Origin of the sequence: Corynebacterium faecium (genome assembly GCF_027257105.1) — a bacterium.
Lineage (GTDB): Bacteria > Actinomycetota > Actinomycetes > Mycobacteriales > Mycobacteriaceae > Corynebacterium > Corynebacterium lehmanniae.
Genome location: NZ_JAPYJX010000002.1, coordinates 215,172 through 240,070 on the forward strand (window position 1 = coordinate 215,172; position 24,899 = coordinate 240,070).

General features: G+C 66.0%; 22 protein-coding genes. 12 read left to right on the forward strand and 10 right to left on the reverse strand.

What is annotated here, in order from left to right; translation table 11 throughout:
* Positions 1-74 precede the first annotated feature (74 nt).
* The gene (locus O5O53_RS02955) at positions 75-761 is read left to right on the forward strand and encodes a helix-turn-helix transcriptional regulator (protein ID WP_269508888.1); all 687 of its coding nucleotides are present in this window, start codon (positions 75-77) and stop codon (positions 759-761) included.
* Here the strand turns inward: O5O53_RS02955 and O5O53_RS02960 are convergent.
* Complete coding sequence (locus tag O5O53_RS02960) at positions 758-1,930, reverse strand: globin domain-containing protein (RefSeq protein WP_269508890.1); 1,173 nt, start codon at positions 1,928-1,930, stop codon at positions 758-760. The genes O5O53_RS02955 and O5O53_RS02960 overlap by 4 nt on opposite strands.
* Before the next feature lie 57 nt (positions 1,931-1,987).
* Between O5O53_RS02960 and O5O53_RS02965 the strand changes: the two genes are divergently transcribed.
* The 3 genes from O5O53_RS02965 to O5O53_RS02975 are packed head-to-tail and all read left to right on the forward strand — an operon-like array spanning position 1,988 to position 6,095.
* Positions 1,988-3,625 (forward strand): glutaminase, encoded by a 1,638-nt coding sequence (locus O5O53_RS02965; RefSeq protein ID WP_302470895.1) that lies wholly within the window; start codon positions 1,988-1,990, stop codon positions 3,623-3,625.
* A gap of 57 nt (positions 3,626-3,682) precedes the next feature.
* Positions 3,683-4,927 carry an ATP-binding protein gene (locus O5O53_RS02970; protein WP_269508894.1) on the forward strand — a complete coding sequence of 415 codons (1,245 nt, stop codon included), beginning with the start codon at positions 3,683-3,685 and terminating at the stop codon, positions 4,925-4,927.
* A gap of 10 nt (positions 4,928-4,937) precedes the next feature.
* On the forward strand, positions 4,938-6,095 hold the full coding sequence (locus O5O53_RS02975) for an alpha-amylase family protein (RefSeq protein WP_269508896.1): 1,158 nt from the start codon (positions 4,938-4,940) through the stop codon (positions 6,093-6,095).
* Here the strand turns inward: O5O53_RS02975 and O5O53_RS02980 are convergent.
* Positions 6,074-6,640: a hypothetical protein gene (locus O5O53_RS02980; RefSeq protein ID WP_269508898.1), complete on the reverse strand. Its 567-nt coding sequence runs from the start codon at positions 6,638-6,640 to the stop codon at positions 6,074-6,076. The two genes, O5O53_RS02975 and O5O53_RS02980, sit on opposite strands and share 22 nt — an antisense overlap.
* 135 nt (positions 6,641-6,775) lie before the next feature.
* Positions 6,776-8,086 (reverse strand): M20/M25/M40 family metallo-hydrolase, encoded by a 1,311-nt coding sequence (locus tag O5O53_RS02985; RefSeq protein WP_269508900.1) that lies wholly within the window; start codon positions 8,084-8,086, stop codon positions 6,776-6,778.
* Positions 8,087-8,127: 41 nt separating this feature from the next.
* Here O5O53_RS02985 and O5O53_RS02990 point away from each other — a divergent pair, with 41 nt between their 5' ends.
* Together O5O53_RS02990 and amn are read left to right on the forward strand one after the other, a co-directional pair.
* Positions 8,128-8,715, forward strand: coding sequence for a TetR/AcrR family transcriptional regulator (locus O5O53_RS02990; RefSeq protein WP_269508902.1), 588 nt, complete (start codon positions 8,128-8,130; stop codon positions 8,713-8,715).
* Positions 8,716-8,724: 9 nt separating this feature from the next.
* Positions 8,725-10,083, forward strand: a complete 1,359-nt coding sequence (gene amn / locus O5O53_RS02995; RefSeq protein WP_269508904.1) for an AMP nucleosidase — start codon at positions 8,725-8,727, stop codon at positions 10,081-10,083.
* A gap of 183 nt (positions 10,084-10,266) precedes the next feature.
* Here amn and O5O53_RS03000 read toward each other — a convergent pair whose 3' ends face one another.
* Positions 10,267-10,974, reverse strand: coding sequence for a putative endonuclease domain-containing protein (locus tag O5O53_RS03000; RefSeq protein ID WP_269508906.1), 708 nt, complete (start codon positions 10,972-10,974; stop codon positions 10,267-10,269).
* A gap of 232 nt (positions 10,975-11,206) precedes the next feature.
* On the reverse strand, positions 11,207-12,448 hold the full coding sequence (locus O5O53_RS03005; RefSeq protein ID WP_269508908.1) for a dicarboxylate/amino acid:cation symporter: 1,242 nt from the start codon (positions 12,446-12,448) through the stop codon (positions 11,207-11,209).
* 136 nt (positions 12,449-12,584) lie between these two features.
* On the opposite strand from O5O53_RS03005, the gene O5O53_RS03010 reads away from it, so the two are divergent.
* From O5O53_RS03010 to O5O53_RS03020, 3 genes are read left to right on the forward strand one after another with little or no spacing between them, the layout of a single operon-like run.
* Positions 12,585-13,517: a Sir2 family NAD-dependent protein deacetylase gene (locus tag O5O53_RS03010; RefSeq protein ID WP_269508910.1), complete on the forward strand. Its 933-nt coding sequence runs from the start codon at positions 12,585-12,587 to the stop codon at positions 13,515-13,517.
* Complete coding sequence (locus tag O5O53_RS03015) at positions 13,514-14,599, forward strand: glycosyltransferase 87 family protein (protein ID WP_269508912.1); 1,086 nt, start codon at positions 13,514-13,516, stop codon at positions 14,597-14,599. Before O5O53_RS03010 ends, O5O53_RS03015 begins: the two co-directional genes overlap by 4 nt.
* Positions 14,526-15,416 (forward strand): CAP domain-containing protein, encoded by an 891-nt coding sequence (locus tag O5O53_RS03020; protein ID WP_269508914.1) that lies wholly within the window; start codon positions 14,526-14,528, stop codon positions 15,414-15,416. Before O5O53_RS03015 ends, O5O53_RS03020 begins: the two co-directional genes overlap by 74 nt.
* Here O5O53_RS03020 and O5O53_RS03025 read toward each other — a convergent pair.
* Entirely contained in the window at positions 15,351-16,139 is a 789-nt protein-coding gene (locus O5O53_RS03025; protein WP_269508916.1) for a serine hydrolase, read from the reverse strand. The genes O5O53_RS03020 and O5O53_RS03025 overlap by 66 nt on opposite strands.
* On the reverse strand, positions 16,140-17,195 hold the full coding sequence (locus tag O5O53_RS03030) for an ROK family protein (protein ID WP_181889479.1): 1,056 nt from the start codon (positions 17,193-17,195) through the stop codon (positions 16,140-16,142).
* Between the two features lie 66 nt (positions 17,196-17,261).
* Between O5O53_RS03030 and O5O53_RS03035 the strand changes: the two genes are divergently transcribed.
* On the forward strand, positions 17,262-18,905 hold the full coding sequence (locus O5O53_RS03035; protein WP_181889480.1) for a DUF885 domain-containing protein: 1,644 nt from the start codon (positions 17,262-17,264) through the stop codon (positions 18,903-18,905).
* Here O5O53_RS03035 and O5O53_RS03040 read toward each other — a convergent pair.
* The gene (locus O5O53_RS03040; RefSeq protein WP_269508918.1) at positions 18,902-19,879 is read right to left on the reverse strand and encodes an AbrB family transcriptional regulator; all 978 of its coding nucleotides are present in this window, start codon (positions 19,877-19,879) and stop codon (positions 18,902-18,904) included. The genes O5O53_RS03035 and O5O53_RS03040 overlap by 4 nt on opposite strands.
* Positions 19,880-19,897: 18 nt before the next feature.
* Between O5O53_RS03040 and O5O53_RS03045 the strand changes: the two genes are divergently transcribed.
* Positions 19,898-20,644, forward strand: coding sequence for a TSUP family transporter (locus tag O5O53_RS03045; RefSeq protein WP_269508920.1), 747 nt, complete (start codon positions 19,898-19,900; stop codon positions 20,642-20,644).
* On the opposite strand, the gene O5O53_RS03050 is transcribed toward O5O53_RS03045, so the two are convergent.
* Positions 20,630-22,081 carry an amino acid permease gene (locus tag O5O53_RS03050; RefSeq protein ID WP_269508922.1) on the reverse strand — a complete coding sequence of 484 codons (1,452 nt, stop codon included), beginning with the start codon at positions 22,079-22,081 and terminating at the stop codon, positions 20,630-20,632. The genes O5O53_RS03045 and O5O53_RS03050 overlap by 15 nt on opposite strands.
* 88 nt (positions 22,082-22,169) lie before the next feature.
* On the opposite strand from O5O53_RS03050, the gene O5O53_RS03055 reads away from it, so the two are divergent.
* Positions 22,170-22,814 (forward strand): Rib/alpha-like domain-containing protein, encoded by a 645-nt coding sequence (locus O5O53_RS03055; protein WP_269508924.1) that lies wholly within the window; start codon positions 22,170-22,172, stop codon positions 22,812-22,814.
* Here the strand turns inward: O5O53_RS03055 and O5O53_RS03060 are convergent.
* On the reverse strand, positions 22,795-24,897 hold the full coding sequence (locus O5O53_RS03060; protein ID WP_269508926.1) for an ATP-dependent RNA helicase: 2,103 nt from the start codon (positions 24,895-24,897) through the stop codon (positions 22,795-22,797). The two genes, O5O53_RS03055 and O5O53_RS03060, sit on opposite strands and share 20 nt — an antisense overlap.
* Positions 24,898-24,899: the final 2 nt, after the last annotated feature.

Sequence of the window (24,899 nt, forward strand, 5' to 3'; positions counted from 1 at the left end):
AAACCAAGTTGTCCTACATCTTAGGTTGGAATATACTCTTGATGTAACACCAAAACGCCTCCAGGAGAACGCGCATGGAACGGAATCACGCGCCCCGTCCCGCCGGTGATCTGATCAACGCGGTCGGCCACCTCAGCCTAAAGCAGCTCGAGGTGTTTCACGTGATCCAGGAAAACCCGGACGGCATCCAGGTCGCCGAGATCGGCAAAGCGCTGGGCATGCACCCGAACACCGTGCGTGGCCACCTGGAGGAGCTGATGTCCGCGGGTGTGGTCTCCCGCCGCGTCGCCCCCGGCACCGGCCGCGGCCGCCCCTCGCACATCTACACCGCCCGCGTGGCGCGCACGAACCTGGCCTCCCACTCCATGATCGCCCTGGTGGAGGTGCTGGCCAGCACCCTGGCCGACCAGGACACCGACAGCGCGAAGCGCCTCGGCCGCCAGTGGGCGGAGCGGGTGAACACCCGCCGCCACGACAACCTGCGCGTGGACTTGGACACCGCGGAGCGCCACACATGCCAGACCCTGCGCGAGATGGGCTTTGACCCGGCGCCGCGCCCAGACGCCGCCACCGCCAAGGTGCGCGAGGTGGGGCTCAACGCCTGCCCCTTCATCGCCGAAGTGGGCACCCGCCCCGCCCCAGTGGTGTGCGCGCTGCACGGCGGCTTTTTGGACCAGGGCGCCGGCGACGTGAAGGTGCAGCTCATCCCGCACGACCGCCCCGGCCAGTGCGGGGCGCGCCTGACCAAGCAGGAGGGCTAGGCCACCAGCCAGTCGTTCGGGCTGAACAGCTCGTAGTACACGTTGGCCGGGGCCTTGTCGGCGGGCAGCTGCGCGAGGTCGTCGCGCAGGGACTGGAGAAAGCCGGTGCCGCCGCAGAGGTACACATCCGCGCCGGCGACATCGAGCTCGCCGACGTTGACGCGCTGGTCATCGCCGCGGAAGTAGGTCTTCAGCGCCCCGTCGCCCAGCTTCTCCACCAGCTCGCGCGTTTCCTGCGCCTGCGCCCAGGAGCCCTCGGAGGCGTCGGAGTGCACGTACGTCACGCGGCGGGGATCATTGTTCTGCGCCAGGTGGCGGAGAATGCCGGTCAGGGGAGTAGAGCCGATGCCGGAGGAGATCAGCACGATCGGGCGCTCGCCCGGCTGCAGCACCAGGTCACCCGCGGCCAAGGTGACGTCCACGGTGTCGCCGACGTCGATACGCTCCTGCAAGAAGGAGGAGACCTCGCCGTCTTTCTGCACCGCGATGCGGTAGCGCGACGCGTCGCCTTCAATGATGGAGTATTGGCGCAGCTGCCGTGCGCCGTCGTCAAGCTTGACGCCTATGGACGTGTACTGCCCCGGCCTCGGCTGCGTGAACTCGCCCTCCACGGTGAAGGCCGTCACTGCGTCGGAAAGCTCATGCTTCTCCACGACCTTGCCGCGGCGGAACACGTCGCCGTCCGCCACGCCGTCTGAGGCGTAGAGGTCCTTCTCGGCCTTGATCAGCACGTCCGCCATGAGCCAGTACACCGCGCTCCATGCCTCGGCCACCTCGGGCGTGACGGCGTCGCCGAGCACCTCGGCGATCGCGGCCATCAAGTTCTCGTACACGATCTTGTACTGCGCCTCGGTCACGCCGAGGGAGACGTGCTTGTGCGCGATGCGGTTGAGTATGATCACCGGGTCGGGCGCGGAGTCGTCCACAAGGTGCGACGCGAACTTCACCACAGAGGCCGCGAGCGCCTTCTGCTGCGCCTGCTGCTTCTGGTTACCGCGGTTGAACAGGTCGGAGATGAGCTCGGGGTGGGCGGCGAACATCTTGGAGTAGAAGGTGTTCGCGATGGTCTGGATGTTCTCGCCCACCGGCCCGAGCGTCGCCTTGACGGTCTCGGCGTGGGCGTCGGAGAGGTGCGCGTGCTTTGAATCTGGGAGAGTGTCGTTGTACATAAACCCGATTATATCCGGTTTAAATGGCTTCGCAGCGCACACCTCTACACTGGCGCCATGCTCTCGTCAGTGACCGAACACCTCCAGGCCATCGTGGACGACGTCCGCGACCAAGACAGCGGCGAGCTCGCCGACTACATCGACGTGCTCAAAAACGCCGACCCGGACAAACTCGCCCTGGCCATGTGCACCACAGACGGCCACCTCTACACCGTCGGCGACGCGGACTACGAGTTTTCCATCCAGTCCATCTCCAAACCCTTCGTCTACGCGCTCGCACTGGACATGTACGGCCCCGACGAGGTGCACAAACACGTGGGCGTGGAGCCTTCCGGCGAGGCCTTCAACGAGCTTTCGCTTGACGACGACGGCCGCCCCGCCAACCCCCTGATCAACGCCGGCGCCATCACGGTGAACCAACTCATCGGCGGCCCCGACATCCCGGTCGAGCAGCGCAGCGAGAAACTGCGCGACTACTTCTCCCGCCTCGCCGGCCGCGACCTTGCCGTGGACCAGCGCGTGCTGGATTCCGAACTCGACAGCGCCGACCGCAACAAGGCGCTCGCCCACATGCTTCGCGACGGCGGCATGATCACCGATGACGCCCACGACGCCGTGGCCAGCTACATCGCCCAGTGCGCAGTGCTAGTCACCGTCGGCGACCTCGCCGCCATGGCCGCCACCCTGGCCAACGGCGGCACCCAACCCGTCACCGGCGAGAAGGTGCTCTCCACGGAAGCCGCCCGCCTCGCCCAGGCCGTCATGGTCTCCTCCGGCATGTACGACGCCTCCGGCCAGTGGATGGTCAACGTGGGCATCCCCGCCAAGTCCGGGGTGGCCGGCGGGCTGATCGGTACGCTGCCCGGGCAGCTCGGGATCGCGTCGCTAAGCCCCCGCTTAAACAAACAAGGCAACTCCGTGCGCGGCGTGAAAATCTTCCGCGAACTTTCCAGCTCGCTGGGGCTGAACCTGCTGTCCTCCAACTTCTACATCGCGCCGGGCATCAAGTCCGTGCAGCGGCGCGAGGGCGCGGACGTGGTGGAGCTGCAGGGCATGATCAACTTCACCGCCGCCGAGAAGATCCTGCGCGGGCTGGCGCAGCGCCGGCTGCACGGCGACAAGCTGATCTTCGACGTCTCCGGCGTGACCGGCTTCAACAAAGCCGGCCGCGACCTGATCAAGGACGGGCTGATGAAGTACAAGGACGACGGCGTCGAGGTGGCCATCTACGACCCGGACCACACCCTGTCCGACTGGACCTTCGCCGACGGCACCACCGCCCAGGCCATCCGCGACTTCACCGCCTCCTTCTCCGTGCCCGCCACCCGCGAGGAGGTCTACCGCGCGATCACCAAACCCAACAGCTGGTGGGACCAGAAAGCGGAAGGCAACGCCAGCGAGAAGGGCGGCGAGTTCCACGTCGAGGACCGCGACTTCTCCGTGCGCGAAGCCGACGACGGCAAGCGCGTGGTCTGGAACGTCGAACCCACCGACGACAACGACCACGAATGGGACGACACCTCCCTGATCTTCGACATCTCCGAGGACGACGACGGCGAAACCAAGGTCAACTTCACCCACCGCGGCATCCGCCCGCACGACCGCGGCTACGACGAGATCGCCAAAACCTGGAAGGACCGCATCGCCAAGGGCCTGCAGCCTTTGATCGGCCGGGAAGATAAGGAAAATTCGTAGCGTAGGACGCGGAAAATTCGACCGATAGAACGCGGAAAATTGGTGGTGTAGGACACTATGAGTTACCTTCCGCGGGCCGTCGACACCCAGCTTGACCAGCTCCTTCCCCACGCTGCGGCAATTGCAGTCGAGGGGCCGAAGGGCGTGGGGAAAACGGAAACCGCGCGCCGCCGCGCGTCCACCGTCATGCGGCTGGACACGCAGGAGGGCGCTGGCGTGCTCGCCGCAGATCCCACCTTCAGCGCGGAAGCGCCCGGCACCATCCTCATCGACGAATGGCAGCGGCACCCCGAATCCTGGGATTACGTCCGCCGCGCCGTCGATGAGGGGGCCGCGCCCGGCCGGTTCCTCCTCACCGGGTCAGCCACGCCGGTGGCGGGCACAAACACTCACAGCGGAGCCGGCCGTATCCTCTCCTTGCGCATGCGGCCGTTGGCGCTGTTTGAACGGGCGGGGGCGGAGCCGTCGATAAGCATGAGCTCGCTGTTCCAAGGGGGTGCGACGATTGCGGGAGAGACCGACCGCACGCTCAAGCACTACATCGACGCAATCGCATCGGGCGGCTTCCCCGGGTTCTACGAGGCGCCCCCGGTGCTGCGTAACCAGCAACTCGACTCGTATCTCGCGCGGGTGGTGGACCGGGACCTGCCCGAGCAGGGCTACGTCGCGCGCAACCCGGCGGCGCTGATGAATTGGCTTGCGGCGTACGCGGCGGCGAGCTCGACCACCACGAGCTACCAGGAGATCCTCGACACCGCGACGCCCGGGGAGGCCAACAAACCAGCCAAGTCCACCACCATGGTGTACCGCGAAAAACTCGCCGAGGTGTGGATGCTGGACCCGGTGCCAGCGTGGGACATGCGGAGATCCCCGTTTGCGGGCCTGGCGAAAGCGCCGAAGCACCAGCTCGCGGACCCAGCGTTTGTGCTGCGGTTGCTGGACATTCCGGCCGCTAAACTCACCGGCCGGTTCAACTACCTGCTCGGCCCGCTCTTCGAATCGCTTGCCACGTTGTCGGTGCGTGTCGCGGCGCAAGCGTCGTTTGGCAACGTCGGCCACTTCCGCACCGTCAAAGGTGACAGGGAAGTTGATCTGATCGCGCAGGACCAGGACGGCGCCATCGTCGCGTTTGAGGTCAAGCTTGCCGCGAACGTGGGCGACGACGACGTGAAGCACCTGTTGTGGCTGCGGGAGAAGCTGCGCGACGACGTGGTCGATACCGTCATTCTCACCACCGGCACTCGCGCGTACCGCCGTCCGGACGGCGTCGCGGTCGTGCCTCTGGCGCTGCTGGGTGCGTAGGCTCGGGCGCATGCTGGACCGCACAATCTGGTGGCACGTCTACCCGCTGGCCGCCCTCGGCGCGCCGATCCGCGAGGAGCATGACACCGCCCACCGCCTCCGCGACCTCGATCCGTGGCTGGACTACCTGGTCGAACTCGGCTGCAACGGCCTGCTCCTCGGCCCCATCTTCGCCTCCGCCACCCACGGCTACGACACCCTCGACCACTTCCGCATCGACCCCCGCCTCGGCGATGAGGAGGACTTCGCTTGGCTTATCGACGAAGCTTCTGCCCGCGGCATCCACATCATGTTGGATGGGGTCTTCAACCACGTCGCCCGCACGCACCCGTGGGTTGAGCAGGGGCTTGCCGGCGACACGGACTGGGAGGGCCACGGCGAGCTGGCCACCCTGCACCACGCGGATCCGGCTGTCCGCGACGCGGTGGTGGAGATTATGCTGCACTGGCTGCGACGCGGCATCGCGGGCTGGCGCCTCGATGTCGCATACGCCGTGCCCGCCGACTTCTGGGCCGACGTGCTCGCCCGCGTGCGTTCGGAGTTTCCCGACGCGATGTTTTTGGGGGAGGTCATCCACGGGGACTACTCGTCGATAGGCAAGGCAGGCTCCCTGGACGCCGTGACCCAGTATGAGCTGTGGAAGGCGACCTGGTCCTCGCTGGTGGACGTGAACTTCTGGGAGCTCGCCCACGCGCTGGAGCGGCATCCTGTTGATGTTTTGCCCAACACGTTTGTGGGCAACCACGACGTGGACCGCATCGCCTCCAAGGTGGGGCCGGAGAAAGCCGTCCTGGCCGCGGCGGTGCTGATGACGGTGCCGGGCATGCCGTCGATCTACTACGGCGACGAGCAGGGGTTTACCGGCGTGCGCGGCGAAAGCTGGTCCGCCGACGACGCCGTGCGCCCCGCTCTGCCCGCATCGCCGGCGGAGCTGTCGCCTTTAGGTGGCTGGCTGTTCACCGAGTACCAGCGGCTGATCGGGGTGCGCCGCCGCAACGCGTGGCTCACCCGCGCGACGGTTGAGGTGCTGGACAAGACCAACGAAACCATCTCGTTCTTGTGCAGCGACGGCGAGCACGCGCTACAAACCGATTTGTGGCTCACGCCCACCCCCGGCGTGCGCATCCACGCCGGCGGCGACGAGCTCTACAGCTGGATGTTGAAGTAGGCCAGGATCTGCGCCAGCGCCTGCTGGATCATCTTGATGATGTCCGGCAGCTGCAGCGTAGTGATATTCGCCACCGGCACGTCAAAGCTGGGCGCACCCGCCGGCGCGAGGTTGATCCGCTCCGGGATCTGCGGGCGCACGTTCAGGTTTTGGGGGTTCTGGGTCTGCTTCGGGGCTGGCTGGGTGTTCTGGGTGTTCTGCTTCGGCTGGGCCTGCTGCTGGGTGTTCTTCGGCTGGGTGTTCTGGGCCGGCTTCGCGCCGCCTTGGGTGCCCTTGAGGCCGCAGCGGTTCGCGGCTTCGTCGACACGCGAAAGTGCGTCCAGGATCTGCGGGCCACGGCTGTCGAACGCGGCGACTGCGCGGGCCTGGCGGACTTTCTGCTGGTAGTCGGCGTCGTTGGTCCAGTAGCGGGAGGCCTGGTCGCAGGAGATCGGGCCGGACGGCAGCTTGGCCAGCGTGTCGTCGATGGCGTCGGCGCCGGCGGTCGGCGCAAGCGCGACGGTGCCGGCGAGGGTGGTGGTCATTGCAAGGGTGCGGATCTTCATGCAGGCCAGTATGTCACGGATGGGGCAATTGTGACAGAAGTGACGACCCCCGGAGACAGACCCTGGGATCCAAAGCCTGGGATCGCGCCGGCCGATCCCAGGCTTTGGATCCCAGGGTCTGCGGAAGGGGAGCGCCTAAGCCCCGACGAAGCGGCGGATCAGAGAGCGGTACGCCCGCACGGTCAGGTCCACGTCCTCCATGGCGACGGATTCGTCGTGGCTGTGCAGCTGGCCCAGCACCGAGCCGAGCGTCTCCTCGCGCGCGTGCAGGGCGAACCCGTAGCCGACACCTCCCTTACGGCGCGCAAAGCGCAGGTCCGACCCGCCGGCCGCAATGGTGGGCACGACGGGGGCGCCGGGGAAGAATTCGTTGAAGGTTTGGCAGATGGTGTCGTAAAGCGGGCCGGAAGTGGGGGAGACCGTGCCGTCCTCAGTGATGAGGTGTGTGATCTCCACCTCGTCGGCGAGCTCGCCCAACGCAGAACGCAACAACGAGTCGATCTCCTCCTGCGTCTGGCCTGGCAGGGGGCGGATGTCCAGCTCCAGCCACGCCTCGGACGGCAGGACGTTGATGCCGTTTCCGGCGCGCAGCACGGTCGGGGAGATGGTCAGGTGGCTCATGGCGTGGGAGTAGCTCTCCAGCTGGCCGAAAGCCTCGTAGCCTTCGCCGCGCAACAGCGCCGCCTCGGTGGCGGGGTCGAACTTCCAGGCGCGGACATAGCCTTCCCAGATCTCGTCGGCGCGCACCTCGGGTTCAATCGCGGCCACCCTGCGCGCCACCTCCGCGATCTTCGCCACGGCCAGGTCGCGCCCGTACGGCGCGGAGCCGTGCCCGGCGTCGCCGTGGACGGTCAACCGCCGCTGGCCAGCGCCCTTTTCGCCGACGACGACCGCCAGCGCGTCGGAGCCATCGGCGGCAGGGATGTGGGAGCCGCCTTCCTCGGACAGGCAGTTTTTCCAGGAGAACTTCCCGTGCTCGGCAAGCCACTTCGCGCCGAGCCCTCCGCGGGCCTCTTCGTCGGCGCAGCCCACGAAGGTTAGGGTGCCGCGCGGCCGCTCCCCGCGGGCCACGTCGCGCACGCACGCCGCCATCGCCGCGGTGATGTAGAGCATGTCGGTGGCGCCGCGGCCGAACACGCGCCCGTCGATAAGCTCGCCCCCGAATGGGGCGGTGGTCCACTTGTCCTCGTCCACGGGCACGACGTCGGTGTGGCCGAGGAGCGTCAGCGGCTCGGCGGAGGGGTCGGTGCCCTCCACGGTGAAGCTGATGGACATGCGTCCAGGGTGTGGCTCATAACGCTCAACTAATACGTCCGTACCTGCGAAGAAGGCCTCCAACGTGTCAGCGTTTGTTACCTCCTGTCCAGAATCTGCCGAAAAATAGTTGACGCATCCATTCCGGATGAGGCTTTGCAGCAGTGCGAGGGTGTCATCGGTTAGGCTCATATCACAAAAGCCTAACGTCCAAAGTTTTTGGAGAGTCCAGGATGAACCACGACCTGCCCGGCCGCCGGTCCGACAGCACGGACCCGCGCGCCCTTCGTACCCGCAAGGCACTTGTCGACGCAGTGCTCCGCCTCCTCAACGACTACGAAGTGGCCGACCTCAATGTGTCCCAAATCGTGAAAGAGGCTGGGGTGAGCCGCCAGGTGTTCTACCAGCACTTCGCGGACCGCGACGCGCTCATCCTCGCTGCTGCCGCGGACTGGGTGCTGGACGCCTACGAGCGCTTCGCCGAGCGGTTCGAGATCGACAAGAACTTCGAGGCGTCCGTCGTTGAGCTGGCCAGCGTCGTCGACGGAAAGTACGAGGCCGCCGTGCGCCTGATCGATTCCCCGGTGCACACCGTCCTCGACAACGAGGTGCAGCGAGTCATGCGGGACACGATGCGCGAGCAGCTACTGCCGCGCTCGAAGGAGTGGGGAGACGCGGACGCCGAGCTTATCGAGGATATGTCCCGCGTCTACGTCGCCGGCATGCAGCGCCTGATTGAGCAGTGCGTCCGCGAAGGCTGCACCGCAGAGGAGATCGGCCGCCGCACCGAAGCCGTGCGCCGTGTGCTCATTCGTGAGTAGCCTGGCTGCATGTGTGAGGTACCGGAGGTCGTCGCAAAGCTCAAAGCCCTCTACGAGCAGTCGTGCGAAATCGCGCGCTCGGGGGAGTTCGACCGGTACGCGGAGGTCCGGTACCCCAAGCTCACCGTGGAGGTGCGGCAGTGGCGCCCCATCGACCGCTCCGAGCCCTTCGGCTACGTCGACGAGGCCGGCACCTACTCCGCCGTCATCTCGCGCCCGGACCTCATGGAGGGCTACCTCACCGCCCAGCTTGAGGCGCTGACCTCGAACTACCCGTGCGAGGTCGAGGTCGGGTACTCGGATGTGGTGATCCCGCCCGCCTACATCAAGGGCATGCCGCCTATCGACGAAACCGCGAACCTGCCCCGCCCCACCCTCGACGAGGTGCACGACGCGATTGTCGACGGCCACTGGGACGCCTTCAACGGAGAAGAAAAACCGTTGTTCCACTTCGGGCCGCAACGCTTCGACCTGGCGCTGGCACGCTTGGAGCACTACACCGGCATCGAGGCCGACTCGCTGCAGCGCTTCATCCTGTTCACGAACTACGCCATGCACGTGACCGAGTTTGTGAAGTTCGGGCTGCGCGAGCTGTCGGACCCATCCTCCCGGTACACCCGCCTGGTGCTGCCTTCGGGGGAGACCGTCTCCGACACGGTCGCGCTGGAGGACTTGGAGCTGGAGTCGAAGTTCCAGATGCCGCGCTACGACCTGGTCACCGAAAACGGCGACGGCATCACCATGATCAACATCGGCGTCGGGCCGTCCAACGCGAAGACCATCACGGACTCGCTGGCGGTTTTAAGGCCGGAGGCGTGGATCATGATCGGCCACTGTGCCGGCCTGGACGCCCGCATGCGCATCGGTGACCTGATTTTGGGCAACGCGTACGAGCGCCACGACCACGTTTTGGATGACTACCTGCGCCGAGAACTGCCCATCCCCGCCGTGCCCGAGATCCAGCGCACCCTGGAAAAGGCGGTGTCGAAGGTCTACGGCTCGGACGCGTCGCTGATGCGCACCGGCACCGTGCTGTCCACCGGCGACCGGAACTGGGAGTGGAAGGACCCGCGCGACCTGTGGGAATGGCTGCGCGGCTCCACGGCGGCGGCCGTTGACATGGAATCGTGCACCATCGCCGCGAACGGGTACCGCTACCGCGTCCCCTACGGCACCCTGCTGGCGGTGTCGGACCTGCCGCTGCACGCCGTGCCGAAGCTGCCTGCCGGCGCCCAGGCGTTCTACTCCAACTCGAAGGAGGCCCACGTCATGTGCGCCGTGAGGGCCGTGGAGAAGCTCGCGCGGCACCCGGAGAGGCTGCGCACCCGCAAGCTGCGCCGCGCGATCGGCGAGGTGCCGTTTAGGTAGTCGGCGATAGGTTCGTCGCGAGTGTGCTGACCTGCGGGTTTCCGGGTCGATACCTCGAAGTCGATAGGCCTATGTCGATAATTGCAGGTCAGCGACTTCTGGTACACGTGACTGAGAAATTGTATCCAACGCTGTGACCAGGAACTATCGACATAGAGGTATCGACATGGGCATATCGACCCGCTAGAATCCCTTCGCCAGCCACTTCCGCACGGTGGCAATGAACTTGTCCGGGTGCTCTTCGAGGTAGCGGGGTGAGAAGCGGAGTACCTTGAACTGGTCGTTTTCGATCTCGTTTTGGCGCTGCTTCTCCTTCATGAGCTGCTCGTCGGTCTTGCCGTACGTTTCACCGTCGTATTTGATCCAGCCGTCGATCTCGATGACCAGCCACCCGTTGATAAGCAGGTCCACCCGGTACTTCCCGCCCAGCACCCACACGTTGACCTGCACGTTGGTAATGCCAGCAGCGAGGAGTAGCCCGCGCGCGTACGACTCGGGCGCGGAATCCGGACGGGTCGACACGTGCTGTGCGGCGAAGCGGGCAGCAACCTTCCCGGGGAATGTCGGTTGGATTTCCACCAGAGTTCGCAACCGGTCCGGGGTGCACCCGCCGTGTTTGACCAGCCAGTCGGCGACAACTAGGGCGTGGGCGAAGCCGTCGAAACGTGCAACGTCGAAGAATGTGCGTAGCGGGGAAGTCGTGGACATCGCCGTCCCCCGCACCAGGTCGCGCTCCGCGAGCCGCCCCTTGACGTACTGCACCCCATCCGGCCACTGTGAGCGCGGCGGGACGTGCCGGGCGACCAGTGCGACCCGATCTAGCGGCGTATTGGCCACCCACATGTCGTTCAAGTACGCCGACGCGCGTCCGGTGATCACCGCCTGCCGCACGGACAACCCTACGCAGTAGGCCCGTGCCCAGTGCTGTTGGTTTCGTTGTAGCTCTGTGTATGTGGTGCGGCTCAGGGCGTGGGTCGTCGATAGGCGAATGAGCTCCTTGTTTAGGAGCGCTAAGCGTTGCGAAGAGTCCGCCCCCCGAACGTCCACCAACTGGCTGCGAATATCCGTTTTCCAATCCCCCATGAGCGCAATACTCGCAAACCGGCGGGGGTGTGTCAACCCCCTACCAGCGGGACTCGTCGAGGATCTTCTCGCGCTTGGCCACCACCGTGGCCACCACGGACTGGCCGGTGACGTTGACGGCGGTGCGGCCCATGTCCACGATCGGGTCCACCGCGAGCAGCAGGCCCACGCCGGCGAGCGGCAGGCCCAGGGTGGACAGGGTCAGGGTGAGCATGACGGTCGCGCCGGTGGTGCCGGCGGTGGCCGCGGAGCCCAGCACGGACACGATCACGATGAGCACGTAGTCCGAGATGGACAGGTTGATGCCGTAGAACTGCGCCACGAACAGGGCTGCGATGGCGGGGTAGATGGAGGCGCAGCCGTCCATCTTGGTGGTGGCGCCGAGCGGGATGGCGAAGGACGCGTACTCGCTGGGCACGCCCATGGCCTCCTCGGTGGTGCGCTGGGTCACCGGCATCACGCCCATAGAGGAACGCGTGGCGAAGCCCAGCGTGGTCACCGGCCACACGCGGCGGAAGAACTCCAGCACCGGGATGCGGTGCGCGGCCAGGATGATGGGGTAGAGCGCGAAGATGACCAGCGCGAGGCCGATGTAGATGGCCAGCACGAACTTGCCCAGTGAGCCGAGCGCGTCCCAGCCATACGACGCCACCGCGTTGCCGATCAGCGCGGCGGTGCCGATCGGGGCGAGGCGGATGATCCACCACAGCACCTCCTGGACCACCTTGAGCAGGGAGCCGGAGAACTCGATGAACGGCTCGGCGGCCTTGCCCACGCGCACCGCGGCGATGCCGAGCAGCATGGAGATCACCAGGATCTGCAGGACGTTGAAGTTGACGGACGCGCCGGACTCGCTCACCTTCGCGCCCAGGCCGAGGATGTTTGCGGGCACCACGGAGTTCAAAAAGCCCATCCACGAGCCTGTCGACGAAGGCTCCGCCGCCGTCGCCGCATCCACCGAGGTGTTCGCGCCGGGTTTGATCACCAGGCCGACGAGGATGCCGATGACCACGGAGAAGAACGCGGTGATGGCGAACCACACTAGGGTCTGCACGGCCAGGCGCGCGGCGTTGGTGACCTGGCGCAGGTTGGCAATCGAGGTGACCACCGCGGTGAACACCAGCGGCGGGATCAGCAGTTTGAGCAGTTTGACGTAGGTGGATCCCACCCAGTCCAGGGTGTCGGCCAGGGGTTGAACGTCCACGGCGATAAACCCGAGGATGAGGCCGATGATCAGGCCGTAGATGACCTGCGCGCCGAAGCTTGTTGCCCACTTAGGCATGAGCGGCTCCTTCTAGACAGAATTGTTCACTTGTGTAGTAAAGACGTGGATAAACTACTCCTTCGGCCTGAAAACGCAAACCGTATATATAGACAACACGGTCTGTTGTGGCGCTAGGGGATACACTTCCCAGACGATGGAACCCCACTTCGACGACCCCGCAATCGCCATGGCGCACCGCTCCGCCGTGCGCTCCATCGAGCGGGTCGTCACCGAAACCACCCCTCCCACGCCAGACGCAAAAGAGAGAATCCTCGAGCAACTAGGAAACCCGAAAACGCTCATCATCACCGGCGCGGGCATCTCCACCGATTCGGGGATTCCGGATTACCGCAGCAAAAACGGCCGCCTGACCAAGGGCCGCCCGATGACGTTCCAGGAGTTCGCGCACTCGCCGAGACAGGTGCACCGCTACTGGGCCCGCGCGTTCGTGGGCATGCGCTACATGCGCCAGGCGCAGCCCAACCGCGCGCATTTCGCGCTCGTCGAGCTGGAACGGGCGGGCCTGATCCGCGGCATCATCACGCAAAACGTCGACGGGCTGCACACCCAAGCCGGCTCCGACAACGTCATCGCGCTGCACGGCGACATGGAGCACGTCGTCTGCCTCGACTGCAAAACGCTGCATGAGCGGTCGCGTATCGACGCGCTCCTCACCGCCGCCAACCCCACCTACTTCGACTCCGTGGAAGTGCAGGGCTCAATGTTGAACCCGGACGGCGACGTGGAGCTCAAACCCCACGACGTCGCCCGTTTCCGCATGATCGCCTGCCCAACATGCGGCGGCCACCGGCTCAAACCGCATGTGGTGTACTTCGGCGAGGGGGTGCCGAAAAAACGCAGACAAACTGCAGATGCCTGGCTGAAGGAATCGGAGAGCGTGATCGCGATCGGCACCTCGCTGGCGGTGATGAGCGGCTACAAGTTCATCCTCGACGCGCGCAAGCAGGGCAAACCCACCGCCGTGATCAACGGCGGGCCGGGCCGCGCCGACGCCAAAGTGGACACGCTCTGGCGCGCACAAGTCGCCGATGCGCTCGACGAGATCCTGGACGGGCTCGACCTGTGATCGGCCTTCTTCTCCTGCTGGCGTTTGCAATCTGGCGCTACATCGACACCGGGCTGCCCAACGCGTTCACCACCGCCTTCCCCAGCGACCTCAAGGTCTACCTCCTGGGCGGCGAGAAGGTCGCCACACACCAGCCGCTCTACGACGCCGACCTGCTTCCCGGCCTGCCGTTTACCTACCCGCCGTTCGCCGGCGTGGTGTTTTCGTGGCTGACGGAAAGTGAAACCCTCGGGGTGGTGTGGAAACTGGCCTCCGTGCTGGTGGTCCTGCTCGTGGTGCGGGCGTCCACAAGCAAACATGCCCTCCTGCTCACCGCCGTGTTCGTGCTGTGGCTTTCGCCGGTGCAGGGCACGCTGTTTTTCGGCCAGATCAACCTGCTACTCATGGGGCTGGTGTGCCTGGATTTCCTGCCGCGCCACAAACTCCCCGGGATCGGCATCGGGCTCGCCGCGGGCATCAAGCTCACGCCGGCGTTCTTCGTCCTCCTGCTCATCCAGCAGCGCCGCTGGGGCGCGGTGTTCATCGCCGCGTTCACGTTCCTGTGCACCGTCGCCACCGGATTTTCCGAGGTCACAGACGCGAAAAGCTTCTGGAACGACGCCATTTTCACCACCACCCGCATCGGCGCCGATGACAACCCGGGCGCGCAGTCCATTCGCCAGGTCCTCGCCCGCGCCGGCCACGACGAGCTGTGGCTCTGGCTTATCCTCTGCGCCCTGGTCACCGCCCTTGCGCTTTTAGCTTCTCGACGAGCTCCCGCCCCACTCGCCGCCTCCTTCATCGGCATGACGGCCTGCCTGGTCAGCCCGTTTTCCTGGTACCACCACTGGGTGTGGGTCCTGCCGATGCTGGCATACGTCTACAACCGCTGGGGCGCGATCGTGCTCGCGCTGTTTCTGGTGCCGTTCGCGTCGGTGAACATCTCGTTCGGTTTGTTCCACGTCCCGGAGCTGCTGTTCACCCTGGTCCCAGTCGGCTTTATGCTCTGGTACACGCTACGCTCAGGTTATGCGTACCCGTTTACTCGCCGCGACGACCGCGGCCGCCACAGCTCTGACCCTCGCCCCGTTCGCCGCCGCTGACCCGGCACCCGTCACCGGGGTAGAGCTGAACCAGCCCGCCGACCAGGTCATCGCCGTGGAGGCGAAGTTCAACCTCACCTCCGACCAACAAATCGCGATGCGCGAGCTGCGCAAGCTGCGCGGGGACATGTGGGACCGCAACGTGCCGTTCAACGGCACCACCTTGCGCCAGGCCGCCGCCAAGCACGGCCTGACTACCCGCGACGCCTACGTCAACGCGGCCAAGTACGACGCGGGCCTGTCCCGCATCGCCCTGCAGCGCGGCGCCGAGGCTGCGAAGTTCTTCCGCCACGAGCGCCCGTACAACTCCACCTGCTACAGCAACTGCGGCGACAACGACACCGCCACCTACAAGGGCAAGGCCGCGCCGGGGGAGAACCTGCACTCCGTCGCCAGCATGGACAAGGCGATGCAGGACTGGGGCTACGGCGAGGTCAACGCCCTCATCCGCGCGAACGGCCACTTCAGTAACGGCAACGGCCACCTGCACAACCTGCTGGACCCGCGGATGCGCTCCTACGGCTTCGCCAGCGTGGTCACCGCTGAGGGCGAGGCCAGCGTGACCTCCACCTGCGGCGTCGGCGCCGGCAACGAGGGCATCGAGGGCGAGCAGAACACCGTGCTGCACCGCCCAGCGAACGGGCGCGAAAAGCCCAGCACCACCCCGAAGAAGCTCATCTTCGGCGGTGCCGGCTCGTCCTCCTCACCCAAGGAGATCCTCAGCATCATCGCCACCGTGCTGACGGTGCTGTCAGTGCTGCAGACCCTGTACAAGTTCGTCGAGCCGCAGATCCAGCAGCTCCGCCACCTTGTCTAAGGCGTCCATGGTGTCGTCGTAGCTGCCATCCTCGCTGCGGGCGCCGATGGCCACCCCGTAGCCGTCGAACCAGCCGAACTGGCGGGTGTGCCATGAGCCGTCGGTTTCGTCGTCGGACCAGCCGCCCTTGAACGGCACGGTCTCCAGCGTGCCTAGCCCGTAGGACTGGTCTTCGGCGATGTGGTGCATCTCCATGATCACCGGGTCGTCCTCGTCCTGCTGGCTTAAGTAGTAGGCGTAGCGCGCCTGCCCGGGGAAGGACCAGCTCGTGGTGCCGAAGGCTCCTTCCACCTTCACCTGGGAGCCGGACTTGGCAATCTCCTCGCGGACCATTTCCCCGGCCTTTTCGTCGCTGCCCATGCAGTCCCACAGGGCGCGGGCGGAGTCGTTGTCGGACCACTCGATGGAGGCTTCGGTCAGCTCCTCGACGTAGTCCGCGCCGTAGTCGCAGTGCTCCACCGCCGCGCGGGCGATGGGGATCTTGATGGTGGACCAGGCCGGCAGCGCGTAGAGGGAGCCGGATTGCGTCATCTCGGAGCCGTCGAAAAGCGCGACGCCCACCTCAGTGCCCGTTTCCTCCTCGATGGCGGCCACCGCCTCGTCCAGACCCTCGAAGGGGTCGGGCGCGGGCTGGGTGGTCACCTCGGTGTGCAACGGCTCGGCCTCCTCCTGGGCGGCGCAACCGGCCAGGAGCAGCACACAAGCCCAAGCGGCGCGCTTCATCTACGACCCCGCCACCTGGAGAGGCTCGCGCAGCACGTGGTCCAGGGCCACGGCGCGGGCGATGTCGCGCACCACCTCGCGGTGGGTGGGGATCAGGCGCAGCTCCGGGCTGCAGTTCGCCTCCGAGCGCACGGTGCGGGCGAACGGGGCGGAGGCCAGCGGATCGTCGATGAACGCGCTGCCCGCCACCACCACCGTGGCTGGGGAGTAGTTACTGCACAGCCCCGCCACCAACGCACCCAAGCCGCGGGCGCGGCGGTCCAGCGCGTAGCGGGTGTCCTCACGCGAATCGGTCACCGCGTCCTTGAGCGTGCGGATATTCTCCACGCCGATGGCGTTGATCAGGCCCTGGGTGGTCAGCTCGCCCTGCTCCACCTCGATCGGCTCCACCCCGTCCGGGTGGGAGATGGCGCAGGCGATGGAGTCGTCGGCAAACAGCGCCATCACCGACGGGTTGTTCAGCGAGGCGGCGGACTGCATCTCCGAGCCCACGATCGCGCTGGAGATGGAGGAGACCTCCACCGGCACAGAGAACTGCTCGCGCAGCTGGTCGCCGATGTCCACGCCGTCCCACCCCAGGTTCGGCGCGAAGACTTTGCCGCCCTCGCGCACCGTGCCGGAGGTGGTCACACCCACGGTGCGGATGGGGCGCTCCAGCTTGGTGGTCATCTGGTTCAGCTCCGCCATCATGGACTGGATGAAGTCGTCCTCGCTGACCTTTTTCACGGTGATGTCCATGTCGCGGCACAGTAGCGTACGGCCCTTCAGGTCGAACAGCGCCACGTAGGTGGATTCGGTGCCCACCGCGACGCCCGCGTGCACGCCGGGCATGTCCGCCAGTTCTAGCGGGATGGTGGGCCGCCCGCGCCCCTTGGACTGCGTCAGGTCGTTGCGCTCTGTGACGTAGCCGGCGTCCACCAGCGCGGAAATGGCGCGGGTGACGGTGGGTTGGGACAGCCCGGTTGCCTTCACAAGATCGCTTCTCGACGTCGTTTCTTGCAGCCGTATCAGGTGCAGACACTTGGCTGCCGGTGTGCGTGGACGCGAGAAGATCATATGAATATATTTACCTGGCCCTTGATAGAATTGTCCATTTGGCCAGGTCGGATACAATCGTTCGGCATGACCAACGAACGCTGGCGCGAGCCGTCCCTTTTGGACGCTACCTGTGAGGATTTCGTCTACGACCTCGCGGAGATCAGCCCCACCCTGGCCACCCAAATCGGCATTGACGGCCACGACGGGGAGCTGCAGGACTTTTCCCCGGACTACTGGGGGCGCCTGGCGGACAGGATGCGCGACCTGGTCGCTGACGTGGACGCGCTCAACGACTCCACGGACGCCTCCGACGACGAGGACGACTTCGACGACGTGGACAACCTCACCGCCGCGATCCTGCGCGACCGCATGAGCGCGGAGCTGGAGTTCCACCACCGCGGCGAGCTTCTGTGCCGGCTGAACAACATCGATTCGCCGGTGCAGACCATCCGCGACTCCTTCGCCCTGATGCCGAAGGTGACCGAAGAGGACTTCGACAACATCGCCTCGCGCATGTCCCGCATCCCGAGTGCGTTGGCGGGCTACCGGGAGTCGCTGAGCGAGGCGGCGTCGACAGGCGATGTTGCTTCCCACCGCCAGATCGACGCGGTGATCAACCAGTGCGAGCTGTTGGGCGACACCGAATCCCAGCTGGACCACCTGGGGCTGTCGCCCGATTCGCACGTGGTGGGGCACGCCAAGGAGGCGTTTTTGCAGATGGCGGACTGGCTGTCCACCGAGCTGTCGCCGCAGGCCTCCCACAACGACGGCGTGGGCCGCGAGCGCTACCAGCTGTTCGCGGAGTTCTTCCACGGCCGCGAGGTGGACTTGGACGCCAGCTACGAGTGGGCGCAGGAGGAACTGGCCACGACCGTCGAGGAGCAGCGCGCCATCGCGCACGAGCTCTACGGCGACGTCTCCGTGGCGGGCGCCTACCGCAACCTGAACCAGGACGAGCGCTACATCCTCCACGGCACCGACGCGCTGATCGAGTGGATGTCCGGCATCAACGACAAGGCCGCCGACGCGTTCCACGTGCCGGACGGCCTGCACAAAGTGGAGTGCGACATCGACCGCGCCGGCTCCGGCGGCATCTTCTACACCCCGCCCAGCGACGACATGATCCGCCCCGGCACCATGTGGTGGTCCGTGCCGGAGGGCCAGGAGACGTTCCACACCTGGCAGGAGCTGTCCACCGTCTTCCACGAGGGCATCCCCGGCCACCACCTGCAGCACGGCTACGCCCTGCTCAACCGCAGCGAGCTGAACCTGTGGCGCCGATCCGTGTGCTGGAACTCCGCCCACGGCGAGGGCTGGGCGCTCTACGCCGAGCACCTCATGGAGGACCACGGCTTCTTCGAAGATCCCGGCTACCGTATGGGCCTGCTCGACTCACGACGTCTCCGCCTCGCCCGCGTGATGGTGGACATCGGCGTCCACCTGGGCAAGACCACCCCGGAGGGCACCGGCACCTGGGACGCCCAATACGCCAAGGCCTTCCTGCGCGACAACACCGCCATGCCAGAGGCGAACCTCGCCTTCGAGCTGGACCGCTACATGGGCTGGCCGGGCCAGGCGCCGTCGTACGCCCTGGGCTACAAGGACTGGGTCGACCTGCGCCGCCAGGCGCTCGCCCAGGGAATGAGCGAGCACGAGTTCCACGTCAAGGCGCTCAAGCTCGGCTCCATGCCTATGGACATGCTCACCAACGAGGTGCTGCACCACTAGAGGCGCTTGAGGATTCTGGGCAGCCACCCGGCGAACAGGATCACCATGATCAGCCGGATCACCTGCAGCGCCACCACGGCCGGGCTGGTAGCCAGCACCAGCACGGTCTCCAGCGCGCCGGGGCTGGTGGCCAGGTAGCCCTCGTAGAAGCTCAAGCCCAGCCATTTGGCCATGAGCCACCCCATGCCGGCGCACGCGAGCATCAGCCCGGCGATGTAGGCCAGCGTGGCGGGCAGCAGGCGGGAGAACCGTCGCAGCGCGGGCACATTCAGCCCGCCGCCGCACATCCACCCGATGGCCAAAAAGCCCACGGTGGACAGCAGCGGCGGCGGCACGATGGTCACGTCCACCAGCGCGCCCACCAGCACCGTCAGCGCCATCGGGCCAAAGACCGACGGGTTGGGGAACTTCAACAGCTTGCCCGCGAACACCCCGGCGACGATCAGCGCCGGGACCAGCAGCCACATCCACCAGTAGGGCTCCAACTCAGTGCGGGTCACTGAAGTAAACTGCGACGCCACCAGCGGCAACGTCAACGACACGATGAGCAGCCGCAGGTACTGGCTGAGGCTGACGTAGCGGATGTCCGCGCCCACGTCGCGCGCGATCGCCGGCATCAGCGACGCCCCGCCGGGCAACAGCGACAGCACGCCCGTTTCCCGTGAAACGCCGTGGTTGGCCAAAACCAAGCCGCCGACAAACCCCATGCCGATCACCACCGCGCCCGCCACCACACCCGGCAGCAGGTAGGGCAGTGGGTTCATCCCCACCAGCGGTAACGCCGCAAACACGCCGACGGTGCCGCGGGCGAAGGTGAACAGGTGCTCGTTGACGGGCAGGTCTTCCTCCGTCACCAGCGCCACCGACCCGGCCCCCAGAATCCCGGCCAGGATCCACGCCGCCGGAACCCCCAGAAAAGAAAACAACAGCCCGAGCGCCACCGAGAGAGGTGCAGCGACAAGCCAACGGTTCATGTGGGGCATAGTAGTCCCGTGATCGTTTTCCTCCTCGCCGCGTCCGCGTTCGCCGGCTGGATCGACGCGGTGATCGGCGGCGGCGGGCTCGTGCTCATCCCGGTGCTGATGTCGGCCACGTCGATGCCGGCGGCGTCCGTGCTGGCGACGAACAAGGTCGCGGCGATTTCGGGCACCGCGTCCGCCGCCGCCACCCTCGTGCGCCGCGTCGGGGTGCCGCGCATCACGTGGGTCTACGCGTTCATCGCGGGGGTCGCGGCAGCGCTCGGCGCCAGGGCGGTCTCGCTTATCGACGACTCCGTGGCCACCCCCATCATCCTCATCCTGCTCGTCGGAGTTGGCATCTTCGTGGCGCTGAACCCGAAGTTTGGGCAGGAAGGCGCCGGGGTGTTTTCCGGCAATCGCCTCGCGCTCGCCGCGCTTGTTGTTGCCCTGATCGGCGGCTACGACGGCGTGTTCGGCCCCGGCACCGGCATGTTCCTCATCATGGCGTTCACCGCAGTGTTCACCCAGGGGTTCGTGCGTTCGGCGGCGATGGCGAAGGTGGTCAACACCACCACGAACTTAGGCGCGCTGTTCGTGTTCGGGCTCGGCGGCTTCATCAACTGGAAGCTCGCGCTCGCGCTCGCAGTCGCCAACGTCGTAGGTGCGCAGTTGGGTGCGCGGACGGTGCTCAAGGGTGGGTCGACGCTGGTGCGCGTGGCGCTCCTTGGGCTCGTCGTCACGCTATGTGCGAAGTTGGGCTGGGAGTTACTCCAAAGTTAGAGACCCGTTGAGCAACCCAAAGATGGCAATCACCGCCGCGACCAGCACCACCGTCACCACGACCCACTCGAAGGCGTTGAAGAGCTTGTCGCCGTGCTTGCGGCGCGTCCAGATGTAGGGCACCAGGCCCGGCACCACGGCAAGGGCGCCGAGCAGCACGTACACCGGGTCCGCGGCGTAGATCAGCCACAGCGAGTACACGGAGGCGATCAGGCCCACGAAGAGGTGCTTTCGGTTGTCGCGGCGGGAAACTTTGGGCCCGGAGTCGTCGAAACGCGTGCCGGCGTGCGGGTGGGTCAGGCCCTTGCCCCTGATTGCCAGCAGCACCAGGTAGATGGAGGAGAAGATGTAGGGCAGCAGGTACATGATGGTGGCCAGCTGCACCATGGCGTTGTAGGACGCGGAGGAGAGGAAGAACACCACCACGAAGAACTGGATCGCCAGCGTCGATAGAAGCTGCGCGCGCACTGGGGAACCGTTTTCGTTGTGGCTGCCCATGGAGTGCGGCAGCAGCCCGTCCTGCGCCATCAGCACGATCGGCTCGGCGCACAGCATCTGCCACGAGACGTACGCACCCAAAACAGACAAGCACAGGCCGACGGAGATCAGCACGCCGCCCCACGGACCCACAACCTGCTCCAGCACCGCGCCCATGGAGTTGTCCGGCAGCGCCGCCAGCTCCTCCTGACTGAGCACGCCGTAGGACAGGGTGGACACCGCCACCAGCAGGCCCAAAACAGAAAGGAAGCCGATGATCGTGGCCTTGCCCACGTCGCTACGCACTCGCGCCTGCTTCGAGTACACCGAGGCGCCCTCGATGCCGATGAACACCCAGACGGTGTAGAGCATGATGCCCTTGAGCTGGTCCGTGAAGGGGATGTGCGAACCCCAGAAATCCATGGTGAAGCGGTCCCAGGAGAAGCCGAGGAACGCCACCAACACAATGAACGCGAGGATGGGCAGCAGTTTTGCCACGGTCGTGACCGCGTTCATCACCGCCGCCTGCCTCAGGCCCCGCGTCAGGCCGAAGAAGATCAGCCAGCTCATCGCGGACACAGCAATGGCTAGCACCCAGCGGTTGGAAAAGGCCGGGAAGTAGTAGCCGAGGGTGTTGAAGAACAGTGTGGCGTACCCCACCTGGGCCATCACCGAGCCGAGCCAGTAGCCCATGCCGGAGGTAAACCCGATGAAGTCGCCCAGCCCCGCCCGGACGTAGGAGTAGACGCCGGAATCAAGATGCGGTTTCCTCACCGCCAGGATTTGGAAGACGAAGGCGACGGAGAGCATTCCCACGCCCGCGATGGCCCAGCCGGTGAGCATGGCGCCCGGGCTGGCCACAGATCCGATGTTTTGGGGCAGCGCGAAAATGCCGGACCCGATGGTGGATCCGATAATGAGTGAGACCAAGGTCCACACGGAGACAGTGCGCTTTGACATGGCGAGTAACACTACATCAGGAGTTGTCTACTACAATCATTCATTATTCAAAGCCATATAAACATCTACAACTGAGGGAACCGTAGAAATGCGCACCAAACTTATTGCACTCACGAGCGCGATCGCGCTCGCCTGCGCGTCCGTTTCCCCAGCTCAGGCCGAGGATGGGTACGAGCCCACCATCGTGGTTCCGGGGCTGACCGCCACCGTCGAACCCCCGCTGCCGCGCGGCGCGGCGTGGTACGAGGCGGACTCCATGCCTGGCTGGGCGATGATCACACCAGACGGCACCATCCGCCTCGAACCGGGGGAGGACATTACCCCCGGTGTGTACGAGTGGCCGGTGACCGCGACGTTTTCGGACGAGACCACCCAGGTCTTCCCCGTCCACGTCACCGTGGGAACTGAGACCGAGGATGAGGCGTCCCAGGAAGGCGCCGTCATCGACGCGTTTGTCCAGTACGCCCCGGAGGTCTCCCACCGCTGCTCCGCCACCGCCCTCGGCGTTGGCCTGCCGCTGCTGGTGCTGCTGCCGCTCGGGTTCGCGTCCCAGATGAGCATCCCGTTCGTGGCGCGCCAGAACCACCTGCAGCTGCAGGTGGACAACATGCCGTTCCTGCTGGACGTGAAGCTGCGCGACCTCAACTCCAAGGACGTGGACATGGGCATCGCCGGCATCCTCGCCGCCGCGGGCCTCGCCGGTGCCGGCGCCATCATTTCCCAGTGCCAGTAGGGTCCTCGGGCCACGCGTGCTTGGGGTAGCGCCCCCGCATTTCCTTGCGCACCTGCTGGTACGGCCCCTCCCAAAAGCTGTCCAGGTCGTCCGTCACCGCCAGCGGCCTCCCCGCGGGGGAGAGCAGGTGGTACAGCACCTTCACGCCCGAGACCGTCTGCCCCTTTTTGCCAAACATGTGCTGCAGCTTCACGCGCTTCACTGGCCTGCCACTGTCGTACTGGTACTCCTTCGGCGCCGCCGCATCCAGCTCCGCCACCTGCCGCCAATCCAGTTGGCGCAGCATCGCCTGCCTCATGTCGCAACTGCCTATCGACGCACCTTCGGCCACCCCACGCACCTCCGGCGAATAATCGCCCTGGCTGACATCCGGCCAACCCAGAGTCTCGTGCAGGAAATCGATCCGCTCCTTCAAGTGCTGCTCCTCCTTGGTCAGCGGGAAGCTGGAAAAGTCCACGTCTGTCAGCGCCTCCGCCGCCTCGTCCGGCGTGAGCTTCACCGGCGTGGAGCTCAGCTCGATCGCGCCGATCCTGGCCACCTTCCTGCCCCTGACCTTGCCGTCCTCCAGGTAGGCCACCTTTTCCTCCACCACGCGGTGCTCCGGGAACGCGATCGGCTCCGCCTCGCGGATGACCGCCCCGTTGTGCATCCGTTGCACCTCCGCGGCCGCGATCCACTCGGCGTTCGAGTTGAACTTCGCCCTTGTTCCGGACGCCAGCTGGTATTCCTCGCCCACCTTCTTGGCTATCCACTGCGGGAAAGCAGACGCGATCACCTCGCCCGGGTCCACCGGGCCCTTGTCTTCCACCAGCCTGCGCAGCCTTTTGGCGTCAGCTTCGCCCGCAAGCCTCGCGACGATCGGCGCCGCCTGGGCTCCCCACTCCAAAAGCGCCGCGCCGAGTCTTGGGTCCAGGGGCAGGCTCGCCAGTTTCTTGCCGAAGTCCGTGATCGTGCCGTTCTCGGTGGCCCCGAGCTGTTCGAGGTTGGTTTCGGCTTCGGTGAGGTCCTTTGGTTCGTCGATAAGCGGTAAGTCCGGCGACCCCCACGCCTTCATGGTTAAAAGCGCGCCGGTGAGGTCCGCGGTGAGGATTTCCGGGGTGATGTCCGGCTGCATTTTCGCGTACTCGTCACGGGTGAAGACGCGCACGACCTCGCCGGGGCCCTCGCGGCCCGCGCGGCCCGCCCGCTGGTCGGCGCTGGTTTTCGCCTCCGAGACCGTGACCAGGCCCGTCATGCCCCTGTTGTCGCGCTTGGGCACCCTGGACAACCCGGCGTCCACCACCTTGCGCACACCCGGCACAGTTATCGACGACTCCGCCACCGACGTCGCCACCACCACCCGGTTGTCGCCCCTCAAGGCTTCGTCCTGCTCCTTGCTGGTCTGGCGGCCGTGGAGCGGTCTCGCGTCATCCAGGAACCCGCACACCAGATCCACCTCGCGCACCCCGGGCACGAACACGAGCGTCCGGTGCTCGCTTGTGGTCTGCGCCGCGACGTGACGATAAAACTCCCTCGTCCCCTGGATCCTTTCCGCGTGAGGCGCGTACTGGATGTCCAGCGGGTGCGTCACCGCCTCCGTCGACAGGATCTGCGCGCCCATGTGGTCCGCGAACTTCTTAGCGTCGAGGGTGGCAGACATGGCGGTGAGGTACAGGTCATCGCGCAACAGGGCGACCTCCATGCACATCGCCAGCACCAGGTCAGTGTCCAGCTGGCGCTCATGCACCTCGTCGATGACCACCGCGTTGACGCCCTCGAGTCCCGGGTCCTTGAGCAAGCGGTTCAGCAGCACACCCGGCGTGACAAATTCAACCAGTTCGCCGTCCTTGTGCTCGCCGCGGATGCTGTAGCCGACCTTGGCGCTGTCGCTGAGCTGCGCAAGCCTGTGCGCCGCCGACCGCACCGCCACCCTCCTGGGGGCCGTGACCAGCGTTTTTCCCACCTTGTTCGCGATCGCCGGCGGCACCAGCGTGGTCTTGCCCGTGCCGGGCGGCGCCTCCACCACCAGCGGGCCTTTGTCCGGCAACTGGTCGATGACGCGCGACACGGGCAAATCCCGTCCGATTTTCGCGAGGTCAAACATGG

Coding starts and splice junctions, on each gene's coding strand:
- O5O53_RS02955 (WP_269508888.1), top strand. CDS start 75: ATGGAACGGAATCACGCGCCCCGTCCCGCCGGTGATCTGATCAACGCG.
- O5O53_RS02960 (WP_269508890.1), bottom strand. CDS start 1,930: ATGTACAACGACACTCTCCCAGATTCAAAGCACGCGCACCTCTCCGAC.
- O5O53_RS02965 (WP_302470895.1), top strand. CDS start 1,988: ATGCTCTCGTCAGTGACCGAACACCTCCAGGCCATCGTGGACGACGTC.
- O5O53_RS02970 (WP_269508894.1), top strand. CDS start 3,683: ATGAGTTACCTTCCGCGGGCCGTCGACACCCAGCTTGACCAGCTCCTT.
- O5O53_RS02975 (WP_269508896.1), top strand. CDS start 4,938: ATGCTGGACCGCACAATCTGGTGGCACGTCTACCCGCTGGCCGCCCTC.
- O5O53_RS02980 (WP_269508898.1), bottom strand. CDS start 6,640: ATGAAGATCCGCACCCTTGCAATGACCACCACCCTCGCCGGCACCGTC.
- O5O53_RS02985 (WP_269508900.1), bottom strand. CDS start 8,086: ATGAGCCTAACCGATGACACCCTCGCACTGCTGCAAAGCCTCATCCGG.
- O5O53_RS02990 (WP_269508902.1), top strand. CDS start 8,128: ATGAACCACGACCTGCCCGGCCGCCGGTCCGACAGCACGGACCCGCGC.
- amn (WP_269508904.1), top strand. CDS start 8,725: ATGTGTGAGGTACCGGAGGTCGTCGCAAAGCTCAAAGCCCTCTACGAG.
- O5O53_RS03005 (WP_269508908.1), bottom strand. CDS start 12,448: ATGCCTAAGTGGGCAACAAGCTTCGGCGCGCAGGTCATCTACGGCCTG.
- O5O53_RS03010 (WP_269508910.1), top strand. CDS start 12,585: ATGGAACCCCACTTCGACGACCCCGCAATCGCCATGGCGCACCGCTCC.
- O5O53_RS03020 (WP_269508914.1), top strand. CDS start 14,526: ATGCGTACCCGTTTACTCGCCGCGACGACCGCGGCCGCCACAGCTCTG.
- O5O53_RS03025 (WP_269508916.1), bottom strand. CDS start 16,139: ATGAAGCGCGCCGCTTGGGCTTGTGTGCTGCTCCTGGCCGGTTGCGCC.
- O5O53_RS03030 (WP_181889479.1), bottom strand. CDS start 17,195: ATGATCTTCTCGCGTCCACGCACACCGGCAGCCAAGTGTCTGCACCTG.
- O5O53_RS03035 (WP_181889480.1), top strand. CDS start 17,262: ATGACCAACGAACGCTGGCGCGAGCCGTCCCTTTTGGACGCTACCTGT.
- O5O53_RS03040 (WP_269508918.1), bottom strand. CDS start 19,879: ATGAACCGTTGGCTTGTCGCTGCACCTCTCTCGGTGGCGCTCGGGCTG.
- O5O53_RS03050 (WP_269508922.1), bottom strand. CDS start 22,081: ATGTCAAAGCGCACTGTCTCCGTGTGGACCTTGGTCTCACTCATTATC.
- O5O53_RS03055 (WP_269508924.1), top strand. CDS start 22,170: ATGCGCACCAAACTTATTGCACTCACGAGCGCGATCGCGCTCGCCTGC.
- O5O53_RS03060 (WP_269508926.1), bottom strand. CDS start 24,897: ATGTTTGACCTCGCGAAAATCGGACGGGATTTGCCCGTGTCGCGCGTC.